Origin of the sequence: Streptomyces sp. NPDC101237, assembly GCF_044767465.1 — a bacterium.
GTDB classification, from domain to species: domain Bacteria; phylum Actinomycetota; class Actinomycetes; order Streptomycetales; family Streptomycetaceae; genus Streptomyces; species Streptomyces gramineus.
This window is the reverse complement of the sequence record NZ_JBIWNY010000005.1, coordinates 207,337-220,278: the sequence shown is the minus strand read 5'-3', so window position 1 is coordinate 220,278 and position 12,942 is coordinate 207,337. Positions and strand designations below refer to the sequence as shown.

General features: G+C 67.4%; 12 protein-coding genes. 4 read left to right on the top strand and 8 right to left on the bottom strand.

Annotated features, from left to right (window positions below; genetic code table 11):
* The first annotated feature begins 115 nt into the window (after window positions 1–115).
* Both ACIRQ9_RS10380 and ACIRQ9_RS10375 read left to right on the top strand, forming a co-directional pair.
* Complete coding sequence (locus ACIRQ9_RS10380; RefSeq protein WP_404169515.1) at window positions 116–961, top strand: alpha/beta fold hydrolase; 846 nt, start codon at window positions 116–118, stop codon at window positions 959–961.
* The gene (locus ACIRQ9_RS10375; protein WP_404169512.1) at window positions 954–1,517 is read left to right on the top strand and encodes a TetR/AcrR family transcriptional regulator; all 564 of its coding nucleotides are present in this window, start codon (window positions 954–956) and stop codon (window positions 1,515–1,517) included. The genes ACIRQ9_RS10380 and ACIRQ9_RS10375 overlap by 8 nt, the downstream gene beginning before the upstream one ends.
* A 281-nt stretch (window positions 1,518–1,798) precedes the next feature.
* Here the strand turns inward: ACIRQ9_RS10375 and ACIRQ9_RS10370 are convergent, their stop codons facing one another.
* From ACIRQ9_RS10370 to ACIRQ9_RS10340, 7 genes are all read right to left on the bottom strand, one after another.
* Window positions 1,799–2,311 carry a nucleoside deaminase gene (locus ACIRQ9_RS10370; RefSeq protein ID WP_404169509.1) on the bottom strand — a complete coding sequence of 171 codons (513 nt, stop codon included), beginning with the start codon at window positions 2,309–2,311 and terminating at the stop codon, window positions 1,799–1,801.
* Window positions 2,312–2,350: 39 nt separating this feature from the next.
* Window positions 2,351–2,878 carry a hypothetical protein gene (locus tag ACIRQ9_RS10365; RefSeq protein ID WP_404169506.1) on the bottom strand — a complete coding sequence of 176 codons (528 nt, stop codon included), beginning with the start codon at window positions 2,876–2,878 and terminating at the stop codon, window positions 2,351–2,353.
* A complete protein-coding gene (locus ACIRQ9_RS10360; RefSeq protein WP_404169503.1) occupies window positions 2,875–4,566 on the bottom strand; it encodes a hypothetical protein in 1,692 nt (563 codons plus the stop codon). Before ACIRQ9_RS10360 ends, ACIRQ9_RS10365 begins: the two co-directional genes overlap by 4 nt.
* A gap of 206 nt (window positions 4,567–4,772) precedes the next feature.
* On the bottom strand, window positions 4,773–5,972 hold the full coding sequence (gene tgmC / locus ACIRQ9_RS10355) for an ATP-grasp peptide maturase system methyltransferase (protein ID WP_404169500.1): 1,200 nt from the start codon (window positions 5,970–5,972) through the stop codon (window positions 4,773–4,775).
* A gap of 4 nt (window positions 5,973–5,976) precedes the next feature.
* Window positions 5,977–6,939 carry an ATP-grasp ribosomal peptide maturase gene (tgmB, locus tag ACIRQ9_RS10350; RefSeq protein ID WP_404169497.1) on the bottom strand — a complete coding sequence of 321 codons (963 nt, stop codon included), beginning with the start codon at window positions 6,937–6,939 and terminating at the stop codon, window positions 5,977–5,979.
* Between the two features lie 16 nt (window positions 6,940–6,955).
* Window positions 6,956–7,189 (bottom strand): putative ATP-grasp-modified RiPP, encoded by a 234-nt coding sequence (locus ACIRQ9_RS10345; protein WP_404169893.1) that lies wholly within the window; start codon window positions 7,187–7,189, stop codon window positions 6,956–6,958.
* Window positions 7,190–7,265: 76 nt separating this feature from the next.
* On the bottom strand, window positions 7,266–7,739 hold the full coding sequence (locus ACIRQ9_RS10340; protein ID WP_404169494.1) for a hypothetical protein: 474 nt from the start codon (window positions 7,737–7,739) through the stop codon (window positions 7,266–7,268).
* A gap of 198 nt (window positions 7,740–7,937) precedes the next feature.
* On the opposite strand from ACIRQ9_RS10340, the gene ACIRQ9_RS10335 reads away from it, so the two are divergent.
* Complete coding sequence (locus ACIRQ9_RS10335; protein WP_404169491.1) at window positions 7,938–9,200, top strand: transcriptional regulator; 1,263 nt, start codon at window positions 7,938–7,940, stop codon at window positions 9,198–9,200.
* On the opposite strand, the gene ACIRQ9_RS10330 is transcribed toward ACIRQ9_RS10335, so the two are convergent.
* The gene (locus ACIRQ9_RS10330; RefSeq protein WP_404169488.1) at window positions 9,181–9,843 is read right to left on the bottom strand and encodes an HAD family hydrolase; all 663 of its coding nucleotides are present in this window, start codon (window positions 9,841–9,843) and stop codon (window positions 9,181–9,183) included. The genes ACIRQ9_RS10335 and ACIRQ9_RS10330 overlap by 20 nt on opposite strands.
* Before the next feature lie 949 nt (window positions 9,844–10,792).
* Between ACIRQ9_RS10330 and ACIRQ9_RS10325 the strand changes: the two genes are divergently transcribed.
* Window positions 10,793–12,790 (top strand): ATP-binding protein, encoded by a 1,998-nt coding sequence (locus ACIRQ9_RS10325; RefSeq protein WP_404169486.1) that lies wholly within the window; start codon window positions 10,793–10,795, stop codon window positions 12,788–12,790.
* Window positions 12,791–12,942 lie beyond the last annotated feature (152 nt).

The window sequence follows — 12,942 nt, the reverse complement described above, 5'->3', positions numbered from 1 at the left end:
GCCCGACTTGAGTCACCCCACCCTCTCCCGGACGTTCACGAGGAATCCACCGTTGACAGCATGGGCTAACGGCCTTAGCTTTTAGCTAACAAGATTAGCCAACCGGAGGGATGTCATGACCGAGCACCTTGCAGTCGACGGCGGCACGATCGCCTACGAGGTCACGGGCTCCGGCCCGCTGATCGTCCTCGCCCACGGCATGGGCGACAGCCGCGACGCCTACCGTGCCGTGATCCCGCGGCTGGTGGCCGCGGGCCACCGGGTCGCCGCGGTCGACCTGCGCGGCTGCGGCGAGTCCGACGCCGGCTGGACGGACTGGAGCCGCACGGCCATCGCCGGCGACCTGCTCGCCGTCGTCCGCCACCTGGGCGGCCCGGCCGTCCTGGTCGGCCACTCGATCTCCGGCGGCGCCGCGACCATCGCCGCCGCCCTGGAACCCTCCCTGATCACCGCCGTCGTCGAGCTGGCGCCGTTCACCCGCAAGCAGTCGGTCCGCCTCGGCGACCTGCGGGTCAGGCGCTTCCGGCAGGGCATGCTGCGACTCCTCGGCACCGGCCTGTTCGGCAGCGCGGCGCTCTGGCGCTCGTACCTCGACGTGGCCTGCCCCGGCGTGAAGCCCGCCGACTGGACCGACCGGCTCGCCCGCATCGACGCCCTGCTGCGCGAGCCCGGCCGGATGAAGGCCCTGCAGGGCATGGGCCGCACCACCCCCGCCGACGCCGGCGCCCAGCTCGGCAACGTCCGCTGCCCGGTCCTGGTCGTGATGGGCACGCTCGACCCCGACTGGGCCGACCCGCACGCCGAGGGCTCGGCGATCGTCACGGCCCTGCCCTCCGGCCTCGGCCGCCTTGAGATGATCGAGGGCGCCGGACACTATCCGCACGACCAGTTCCCCGACCAGGTGGCCTCCCTCATGCTCTCCTTCCTGCGATCCCTCCCGTCGGACGCCGCCCGTGCCTAGGGCAGGCCTGGACCCGGCGGCCGTCGTCGCGGCCGGCGCCGCCCTCGCCGACGAGGTGGGCCTGGCCTCCTTCACGATGGGCCTCCTCGCCGAACGGCTCGGCGTCCGCACCCCGTCCCTCTACAAGCACGTCGGCGGCCAGGACGACCTCACCCGCCGCATCGCTGTCCTCGCCCTGAACGAGGCGGCCGACGCCGTCGGCGGTGCGATCCAGGGCTACGCCGGCCGCGACGCCCTCGCGGCGGCGGCCCGCGCCTTCCGCGCCTTCGTCCTGGAACACCCCGGCCGCTACGCCGCCACCATCGGCATGGAACCGACCGGCCCCGACGACCCGCTCGCCGCCGCGGGCACCCGCCTCCTCGAATCCTTCACGGCGGTCCTGCGCGGCTACGACATCCCGGAGCCCGCCGTGGACCACGCCCTGCGCACCCTCCGCAGCCTCTGCCACGGCTACGCGACCCTGCAGGCGGGCAACGCGTTCCAGTGGTCCGTGGACATCGACGAGAGCTTCGAGTGGCTGATCGGGTTCGCGGATCGGGGGTTGCGGGGGGTGTGAGGCCGGCGGCCCGGCACCGGAGTCGACACCGCGTCCGGACCTACGGACGGGGAACCTGGTCGACGTCCCGTGCCCCGGCACCCGCCTGCTCCTGGCCCGGTCCGCTCGCTTGGCCATCCCGGACCGGGCGACCACCGTCACCGACGCGACGAAGACATGCTCACATCGGGACGAACTGTTCCGATGGACAGAACCGGCCGGGGCGACACCCACCCGGACCCCGCCGGCTCGGTAATCCGAGCCGCCGCCGGCCAACGGCTCACGTCCTGCCCCTCAGCTGCTCACAGCTTCGGTTCCACGGGGAACGGCAGCTTGTCGGCCCAACCGGCCAGCGCAGCCGCTGCGATCTCCCTCGTCTCACCACCGACCGAGGTCTCCCGAAGCAGGGTCCGCTCCGCGTTCGGGACGGTGAACTCGCGATAGTACTGAAGGTCCTCGAATCCGCTGACGGCGACGTCATGGCTGGTCGCAGCGTAGACGAGGCGCGGGAGCCGGGCCCAGTAGCAGGCCGCCAGGCACATCGGGCACGGCTCGCTGCTGGAGTACATCACGGCGTCTTCCATGAGGTGCCGCCCGAGCTTCCCACCGGCGGCACGGAGAGCCATGACCTCTGCGTGCGCGGTCGGATCATGGAGTTCGACGACCGAGCTGGTGCCGGTGGCGACGACCTCCCCGTCAATGACGACCAGGGCACCGAACGGAGTCTTGCCCTCGTCCTCCAGCGCGTGGCGTGACAACTCGATGGCCTGGGCGAGGAAGGCGTGGTCCTCGGGAAGTTCGGCGGAGAAAGGCACCTGGTCTCCAAGTCTCTGGTGGGCCGCTCGCGCCCACGCTCACATGTAGATGGAGGGATCGGCGTCGCCGAAGGGGCCTTCCAGATTCATGTCGTAGCCCGTGAGAGGGGTGGTGGCGCCGACCGTATGGATGATGTCCAGCGCCAGCCCGGCCCGCTGGTGGTCGGTCCAGTCGCCGTTGTCCAGCAGTTCGACCATATCCGGGATGGGCGCGGACGAACGGTCACCCGCGAGGATGAGACGGTGGATCCTGGGCGCCGGCCTGCCGTCCGCGCACAGCAGCAGAGCGGCGGCCGACATCCGCAGCTGCCACTCCTCGAACGCCCCGACGGCGGCCGCCGACTCGACCGGCAGACTGTGCAGGACCACGCGGTCGACGGCGAGACCGTCGCCACGGCGCAACTGGGCCTTCATGACCGCATGGTCGATCTCGTTGCGCATGCCGAGGGACTCCGGCCTCAGCCACCTCGGATCGCACTGCACGATGACGGCGGCCGTCACCGCGTCGGACTCCAGCGCGGCCATACGTTCCCGCCAGACGGCCGTGTCCACGACCGGAAACGTCATGTCCCCTCCCCGGTGTCGGTTCCCACCAGCGTCAGTACCTTCAGCCCTACGACGACGACCTCGACCGGATCCGTCCGTGCGACCTCGGACGCACCGGGCAGGACGCGGGCGGCCAGACCGGCGGTGATCCGCAGTCCCACCGAGGGCAGCGCGGCGAGGAAGGTCCGCAGTTCCGTGTCGTCCCCGCCGGGTACGAGCGGAGCCAGCCGGCAGGCGACGGCCAGGATCATGGCGGCGGGCCGGAGCTGCGGCTCCACCTGCGGGGCCGGCACCCGGTACGCACGGCCGGCCCGCCGGTGATGCACGCGTTCACTCGCCGAACCGCTCACGGCCGTACGGGAGACCAGCCCGAGCAGGGCCGTACGTGCCCCCTCCGCCGTGCCGAAGTAGCGGTGACTGGCGAACGTCCGCAGGTACGCGCCCAGCAGCTGACGATCCGGTGTGAACTCGGGCCGCACCAGCTCCGGAGGGTGCGGAACCCGGCAGTCCCGCAGGGTGGCGAGTGCGGCCACCGATGTCAGGGCCCAGAAGTGGTCGTACTCCTCGACGGATCCGAAGGCCCTGCGCGCCGCGTCCGCCGCCGGGTTGTCCACCGCGTCGCCGTCACCGAACAGGGCCCGGCGCAGCTGCGTGAGGATCGACGCACCGTCCCAGTAGTTGCCCATGAACTTCGTGCCGGTGAGGATCTCGTACACGCCGTACAGAGCCCCGGCCTGATGCGCACCGTGGAACTCGGCGAAGTCGGAACTCCACATCAGGACCTGCAGTGGCTTCGGGAGCAGCGTGCCGAGTTCGTCAGGACCGGTGGCGGACTTGGGGTCCGGGTCGACGCATCGCAGGATCTTCAGCCGGGCGTCGGTGGTCAGGGCCACCAGCTCGCGGGCGGACCGGTTGGAGGCGACACCCCGGACCGACATCAACAGCGAGGTGTTGGCCAGCCAGGCCAGGTACCGACTGAGCGCCCCGAGCGCCGGAGCGGGCTCGGGCAGGCTCCGGCACAGCCGGACGACGGAGTCGATCAGCGTGCGACCGCAGGTGGTCGCCTGGATCGGATCGGCCCCGCTGACCAGGGCGGCACGGGCGAGCCGGTGCAGCACGTCGATGTGCAGCGCGATGGCGTTCTCGGCCGCGCCCGCCGCCACGCCGGCCTCGACCAGCTGGTCCACGAGGTTTCCGACCTCGGTCGGGTCGTTGCTGGTCACGGCTTGGCTGAGGGCACTGAGATAGGCGTCGACGACCGGACCGTTCTCGAAGTCGTGGGCCGGTCGCCGGGCGACTCCTCCCGCCGGTCCGAGAGCCTCGGCGAGCGTCCGCCGCAGCAGCCGGTTACGACCACCCACGCTGGCCAGTCCGAAGAGCTGAACGAAGGAGAAGATCCCGAAGATGTTGGCGAGCAGGAACAGCAGTGCGCCGTACGTCGCGCTGACCCTGCTGTCGCCCAGTAACCCGCAAGCGGTGAAGAGAGCGGCGAACCAGCCGACGAGCACCCACTCCCGGAAGGCGATGTGGCTGTCGATGGCCTGCAGGGAAGGCCAGGAACTCGCCGCGGAGAAGGTGAGCGCGAAGATCACGGCCTCGCCGGTGAGCAGGGTGGCGAAGAAGGCGATGCTGAACTGGGTGGCGGCCACGACGTCGTCGGCGCTGCGTGGCTTGTCGACGGCGAGGAGAGCGAGCACGACGGCGCACACGCACAAAAGGACTTGCCGACGCCTCTGCCCCACAGCCCGCCCGCTCCCCCGTGCCTTAACTGTCCAGTCCAACTCTCGCAGGAGACAGGAGGGTTGCCAATGGGGGCCAATGCGCATGGAGTTGCTTCAGGTGATGTGCGAGCGCACCGAGTCGATCGGGGAGAGACTTCGGCCCCCAGCTCCGACCGCCTTCTTCGTCGTCGGACTCAAGACCTCGGCAACTCCAGCCCGGGCATCCGAGGATTCGACAACCGCTGCTCACCACCGCCCACCCGCAGCCGGAACAGCTCGGCTCCGGGCCGACCGGCGGAGTCGAAGGCCTCGACGACCTCTTCGACGCGCTCCCACAGCCGCACCGGCCCGGCCTCCCGCACCTGCCAGCCGTCGTCGCACGGCGTGAGTGACGCGACGGAGCCACTGACGACGTCGACCAAGAGCACGAGCGTCCCCACGGAGGTCATCTGCGTCTGGGGGAGCGCGCATTGAGCGAGGAAGCGCAGATGAAACGCCTCCGAGTCGGCGGCGGAGATCCGCTCCGGGCCGTACCGAGCCGGTCTGGCCCTGTCCGGCAGCCCCGCGGCCCAGTGGGCCGGGTTTCCGAAGGCCGGAGCGGCGTGTGCCCGGACCGGCATGAAGGAGACGGTGCCCGCCAGCAACGGCCCCTCCGCCGTACCGTCCTCCGCGACCGTCAGGAGGACGCGCGCATAGCCGTACAACCAGCCGGACAACGTGAGCAGGATCTTTCCGCCCGGCCGGGTCTGCGCGACGAGCGCGCCGGGCACCGAACGGAACGAGCAGGCGGCCACGATCCGATCGAAGCGCGCCTCCGGCCAGTAGCCGTACCGTCCGTCCGACACGGCCAGGTTCGGCGTGTAGCCGCAGTCGTACAAGGCGTCGGCCGCGGCCGCCAGGCGGTTCGGATCCACGTCGATGCTCGTGACGTCGGCGGACCCGAGGCGCTCACAGACCAGTGCGGTGGAGTAGCCGCTGCCGGTACCGATCTCCAGCACCGTGTCCCCCTCGCGCACATCGGCGTCGACCCACATCCTCAGGACGAGCGAAGGGAGAGTGGAGGAAGAGGTGGGCGTCCCGCCGCGCCGTACCTCGGGCACGCTCCAGTCCGGCTCCCGGTCGTCGAACTGCGTGATCAGCGTGGCATCGGAATACGCGGCTGCCAGCCACCGGCGGGGGTCGGAATCGGCGGTGACGGGCTCCCAGACCGTCAATCCGTGCTCGTCGGTCTCGTCGGCGGGCAGGTAGAACCCCGACACGAACCGATGGCGGGGCACCTCGTCCACCGCTGCCAACCAGCGCGGATCGCCCATTGTCCCGTCCCGCGCGAGCCCCTTCGCCAGCCTTCGGCGAAGCGCCGCGGCATCGGTTCCGAGGGCGTTCGGTGTCGTCAAGATCTCAGGTGTCCTCTCTGGTCAGGATCGCGGCGAACGCGTCGGCGATGGCCTGCGCGTCCGGAAGCCACCCCCACTGGCCGTTCGGGTTGCACTCGATCGCCCACCAGTCCTCCGGAGCCGTGCCGTCGCCGGTGAGCGCGAAGTCGAAACATCCGAAGACCAACCCGAATGAGGCCAAGTAGCCATGAAGGGCGGTCCGAACGGACTCGGGCACGGCCAGGGGTGTGTGGACGAGACGGCTCCAGTCACCCCGGCGCCAGTCCAGTGCGCCGTCCGGAGCCGTGATCCGCTGGGCGAAGACGCGCCGCCCGACCACGGTCACCCGCGCATCCCCGGTCTTCGGGATCTCGGCCTGAAAAAGATGCGCGGTCACCACGACCGAGTCGTCCAGCGCACCGGGCTCGATGCGCTGGGCCCAGATCGCTCCGACATGTCCGCCCTCGGCCGCCGGCAGCCCGCGGAACGACTTGTAGACGACGTGCTCGTGTTCGGTCGCGAACTTCCTGGCCTCCTCCACGTCGTTGGTGACCAGGGTCGCCGGGATCCGCAGCCCGAGAGCGGCGAACTTCTGGAGCTGGGCGGGCTTGAAGTCGGCGCGGGCCACGGCGGACGGATGGTTGACGTACAGCGCTCCCCGCAAGCCGTGAAGCACGCCCCCGAGTCCATGACGTGCCTCGGCGACGGCGAACTCCCGTGACTGGCGCGGCAGCTCGCGAAAACGTGCCGAGTACGGGGTCGGCCGGCGACAGTAGACCGCGGTCACGTCTTCCACATCCACCACCCGGCTCGGGGTTCGCAACCGCCCGCCCCAGGCCGAGCCACCCCGTTGCCCGAGCCGGAACCCGAAGACGAGGTCCGGGCCGACATCCGCCGGATCAACGCGAACGACGGCCGCACCGCGTTCACTCAGAGCCTCGATGACCCGATCCGTGGTGACGTCCTCCAACGAGGTGAGTACCAGCACGACGGACGCCACCGTCTCAGTCCGATTCGTAGTCGGTCGTGTTGTCGTCCTGTGTCTGCGGCTGAGGCTGCTGCCCGTCCCCGCCGCCGGAGACCGACGTGGTACCCGTCGTCTTCGACGTCCCGTGCCTCCCCATCTCGACCACCCGCCCTGCGGCGTCCCTGTACACGGCGGTCTGCGAGGCCGCGTCCAGCATCACCGACGCGTACGTCGGATTCCCGACCGGCAGCCGATCGGTCACGTACCGCATGGCCCAGGGGACTTGAACGGCCGTAGGCGTCATGGGATTGCCCACCATTCCTTTCGTGGTTCTTCGCGGAGGAGAATCAGACTTCCGAGCGGGCGACGAGCCGTGCCCGCCCTCTCTTGACGAGGGCGGTAATGGAGCGAGGGGTGCAGAGATCGCCCTCGTAGCGCGGCGGAACCAGCCAATAGGTGCCGGGGGACTGCTGCCGGTCGAGCCGTGGGACACCGAGATAGGAGCCATGCCCCAGACACGTGGCGATGTCGGCGTACGCCCAGACCAGACCGGCGTGTCCCTGGATCAGGGCGTAGTAGGTGCCACCTGCCGCGCGGCGGTCGTAGATGATCGAGCCGCCGAGGAGGAGGCCGAGGCAGACGGCGACCTGGTCCGGATCGCTCGAATCCACGGCTGCGTGCACCTCGTCGGACGCCATCCGCACCGCTGCGAACCGGTCGCCGAGCGGTAACAGGGCGACGCCCTGCACCGCCCACTCGTGCCAGGCCTGCGCGGGCGAGGGATGGGCCCGTGCAAGCCACTCGGAGATCGCTCCGTCCAAGGCCTCTTGGGTATGCACAACCTGCCTCCTGTCCTGGGAACAGCGCACAGCTTTCAGCAACTTGGCCGCGAATTCGAGGACCCGAAGAGGTAGCCGAAGGGGCCCGAAAAGGACTCTGATGACCCCTTGAGTGGAAGTACCTGCCGCAAACAGGACTTCGTGTGGGAGAGTGAGCGAGCCGTAGCAGGAGGTGCTCCCATGACCAGGCCCACCGGCAACGTTCGGCTCAAAGCCGCCCGCGTCGCAGCGGGTTACAACTCCCAACAGCATCTGGCCGACGCGCTTACCCGACACGCCCAGGCGATGGGCGTTCGAGGACTGTCGATCGGTACTCGACAGGTTCGCCGTTGGGAGTCCGAGAACCCGCCCTGGCCGCAACCGGACTGCCAGCGCGTACTCGTGCACCTGCTCGGACAGAGCCTGGAGGCATTGGGTTTCACTCCTCCATGGGGTACGGACGGACCACACCACGTGGAGCAAGCGCGGCGACCCGTGCCCACCGGAGGTCGGGCGTCAATGCCTCACAAGGCCGTGGTCGCACCTCAACCCTCGACGGCCGGGGCCGATTTCATGGCGGTGACGCGTGCCCACCGCCGGCTCTACTGGTCGGTCGCGCCGGCCGAGCTGCACCCGGCCGTCGCCGCACACGCGACATTGGGATGTGCCCTGTTGCCGGGAGCGACGGACTCGACGCGTCGTGAGATCGCGACCGCGATGGCGGAGACCTACCTCATGGCCGGTCGAATCGAGTTCTTCGATCTCCGCGAGCCGACCACGGCCAACGACACGTTCCTTCTGGCCCTGCAAGCGGCGGGAGAGGCGGACGACGCGTTGCTCGGCTCGGCGATCATCGCGCACATGGCGTTCGTCCCCGGGTGGGCGGCGGACCGTGACGGTGCGCTGGAGCGCATGACGGCCGCGCGTACCTACGCCCGACGGGCCCCCGCATCCGCCGAGTTCCTGGCCTGGCTGGACGCGGTGGAGGCCGAGTGCGAGACGAGGTCGGGCAGCAGCCGTACCGCGCTGCACCTTCTGGGCCACGCGGAGGATGTCCTGACGGCGGGCAACGAACATCCGTCGCCGGAGTGGATGGACTGGTTCTCCCCGGCCCGGCTGGCGGCCTTCAAGGGCAACACCCAGATGATCGCGGGACACCTCCCGCACGCCCGCGAAAGTCTGCTGCACGCCCTGACGGCGATGACGCCCGCCGAGGACAAACAACGCTCGGTGGTCTACGGCGATCTGGCAGCGGTCGAAGCGGCCTCCGGCAATCCGGAGCAGGCCTGCGAGTACGCGGGCAACGCCCTCGACCAGTTGGCGGTCACCTGGTACGCGACCGGCATGGACCGGGTACGAGAGGTACGCCGCGCACTCGCGCCCCACCAGGCCGAGCGCTGCGTCCGTGACCTCGACGACCGCCTGTACGACTGGTCCACGACGCTCAGTGCGCTGGGCCGTTGAACCGGCGGACGAGATCGGGTAGCTCGCCGAGCCCTTCGACGCGGAACGTCGGTAGCTCCTCGGCCTCGGCGTCGTTCCACTGAATGGTCGCCCAGGGCCCGCGGCGCACAAGAGCGGTGTGCATACCGGCCTGCCGAGCAGGCCGAACGTCGTTGTCGCAGCGGTCCCCGACGTAAAGGATCTCATCGACGGCGAACGGCACGGCGTCACCGACCCGCTTGAAGAACTCCAGGTCGGGCTTGCTGGCCCCCCAGTCGTCCGAGGTACCGATGAGATCGACGTCGTCGTGGAACAACTCGCGCAGAATCCGCCCCGCCCGCACGGTCTGGTTCCCGGCGATCCCGAGCCAGAGCCCCTGGCCCCGCAGCGCGGCGAGCGCGGGTCTGACGTCCGGGTAGAGATCCTCCTCGCCGAAGAACTCCGGCTGCCCGGCAGCGGCCCGCTTCTCCCGCTCCTCGTAGAGGTCGAACCCGGGCCTGAACTCCTGGAAGACCTCCCGGTAGTCGCGGCCTTGGGCGACGACGGCGCCGAACATCGCGTGGAAGGTATGCCGAGGCACTCCTAGCCAGTCGGCCCAGGTCCCGTACTCCCTGGTCTCGTCGACCAGACACTCACCTACGTCGAAGACGACTGCGTGGATCACAGGGCTAGGGTATCGGGAGTCTGAAACAGTCGTTACTTAAATAGATCCCATCAGTTCATTGCCAAAGGTGCAGAATGCCGCAGATCGGGCAGTGGGGATGCTCGCCCCCGTTGGTTGCAGAGAGCGACCTCTGCTCTGAGGCGGTTAACGCGTCGGCGAGTGCTTCGCTCATGCCCGGCGCCAGACTTGGCTGTTCGATCAGGCTGGGGCATTCCGATGCCGGACCGGATTGCGGGCGTGGTGCCACATGTATGCGATCACCCAAAACCATGACCAAGCTTGCAGGTCGGACGAATTCTGACCTGGATCGGCCTCGTACGACGACTCTCCGGAGGCAACGGGCCCGTGCCCTTTGGAGTCTTCCTCCCAGCAGTCGGGCTCTGTTGCGTCGGACAGACACCTCAGGCGGAACGGTGCCTACGTGACCTTCTGGTGAGCGAGAGCCATCACCTGGCCAACACCGTTCCCTCGAACTCTGGCAAAGAGTCGTCGTAGCGCGTTGGCCCGATCTCTAGACGAGGCTCCGGCCTCGGAGCAGGTGGCCGCCGCAGAGTTGGGGTTCGACATCTGCGGTCTCGTTCTCGAGCACCAAGTACAGGCGATTTTCGGACCGGCTCTGAACAGTCGTCGGCGGCGTCGTGGCGGGCTCTGGCGTCAAAGGAACTACACGCGAAGCCGCGCCGTGGTGCGGTCGACGCATCTGCCCTGCCGGGCCTGTGGCAATTGACGCGAGGTGCGTGGGAACATCTCGCTACGCTACCGGGCCCCCGGAACGCTGCCCCACTGACCACCACCGCAGCAGGTCGTCTGGTCTTCCCCCAAGTTGTCGAGCCCCCTCTCGTCGAACAGCCCGAACAGCCCGTGCTTGTTGGGGGAGTTGCTTGCAGAAACCACCGACTGGCTAAGTATTTGAACCCCGGCACCATCGATACTCAGGAGTGAAACACGCATGGCCACCGAAGCTGCTCGCCTTCAGATTCAGTTCCACGGCAGGGTGATCGAGCACCTCGGAATAGACATGTACCAATCCCCTGTGGCTGCGATAGCGGAGCTGGTGTCAAATGCTTGGGATGCGGATGCTACAGAGGTCGATATATCGCTACCCATCAACGTACGTTCTGGTTCCGAAATTCTAATCGGCGACAACGGCGATGGAATGACCTTGGAGCAGTGTCAGGACCGTTATCTGAAAGTCGGGTACAACCGGCGTGTCGCCCAGGGTGGGGAGAAGACGCCGGGCGGGCGTCCGGTGATGGGGAGGAAGGGGATCGGTAAGTTCGCGGGCTTTGGAATCGCCAACCTTGTCGATGTGGAAACTGTCAGCAAGGAGACGGGTGAGCGTACGATATTCAGGTTGGACGTGGAGAAGCTCACCGGATCCGGGGCCGGATACGCGGACAATACACCCATGGAAGTGGAGGTTCTAGATTATTCCGGCCCGGATGAGAAAATGAAATCACAGCACGGCACGCGAATTCGCCTCCAGGGCCTGACCGTCAAGAAGACGCCCAATTCCGGCCAGTTCAGGGTCAGTATGGCGCGTCGCTTCCTGCTCATGGAGAGGGCGGAAGATTTCACTGTGACCGTGGACGGATCACCCATAGCCGAGGAGAGTGGAAGTGAGCGCATCGAATTTGATTACCCGTCCGACTACGAGGAAAAGCAGATTCCTTCGGGGCTGAAGGTCGAAGACGGATGGGGAGTGGAGTCCCTGCCGAACGGCGAAGAGATTAGATGGCGTTTCGTCTTCTACAAAGATCCGATCCAGGAAGAGGACCTGGCGGGCGTCTCGGTTTTCAGTCACCATAAGCTCTCCCAGCGCCCTTTCGCCTTCAATCTCAGTGGGGGTTTCGGAGCTCAGCACGCCATCAACTACTTGTCCGGACGCGTCCAGGCCGACTACATAGACGATCAAGAAAAGGATCTGATATCCACGGAGAGGCAGCGTATCAACTGGGATTCCGAGCAGACGCTTCCGCTCCTGACCTGGGGGCAAGAGCGAACGAAGTCCCTTCTGCGTATCTGGCAAAGTCGACGTGCCGAGGCCAAGGTAGGTGCCATGAATACGAGAATGGCACCGTTCTCGAGTCGTCTGGGAAAACTTGAACCGTATGAGGCCAGGATTGTAAAGCGTGCACTCACCGCCGTTGCGCGAGTGTCCGTCCTGTCGGACGGTCAGTTCGACGATCTCGCGAACGCCATTTTGGGTGCTTGGGAGGGTGGTCGCCTGAAGGAATTGATAAACGAGCTCTCGAACTCGGCCGAACTGGATGCCGAAGAACTGGTCGGGATCCTGGCGAGGTCGCGGGTGATGACGGCCCTGCATGCCGCAGAACATGTGCGCAGTCAATTGAACCTGATCAGTGGACTCGAAGACAGGATCAAGGCGAGGCAGTTGGAGAATGCCGTCCGCGACTACATCGCGGAAAATCCTTGGATGATTTCTCCGGAGTGGGAGACGTTTCGGGTCGAACGAGGTCTCTCGAATTTGATGGAGGAAATCTACAAGGAGACACTCGACAAGGAGGAGGCTTGGAGAGCGCGAGTGGACCTGGTGCTGTCATCGGGAGACCAATTGCTTGTGCTTGAGTTCATGCGTCCAGGGAAGACGGCTGACTGGGATCACGTGGATCGGTTCGAGAGGTACATCGAATCTCTGCGGGACGTCGTCGACGTTCGGAGATCAGAATTTCGGTCGGTCACGGGTCTGATGGTGGCCGACAAACTGGAGCGCCCGGCCGGATTTGCGAGAAAGCTCGAGAGACTCCGCCGCGATGGGATGGACGCCACGGACTGGGCCGGTCTACTGGCGAAGGCCAAGGCCCAGTGGCAGGACTACTTCGACATCCTTTATGCGCGCGCACCGGAGGACGAGAGAATGCAGGCGCTCGTCGGTGCGGGCGCTGACGACGGCGACTCGGACGGGGAGGACTCGTCTGGTGTCTAGTCATTTCCTCTCGCGTTTCGGGTCTTCTTGGGGCATGTGCCGTATGAAGTGAGGCCCGCGCCAGACTGGACAGGAATTCTCACGAAGCAGGTGCGCCTGCTGCGGCGTTGTAGCGTGGCCTTCGGAGGATTGCGCACAGGTTCGCATCCGAA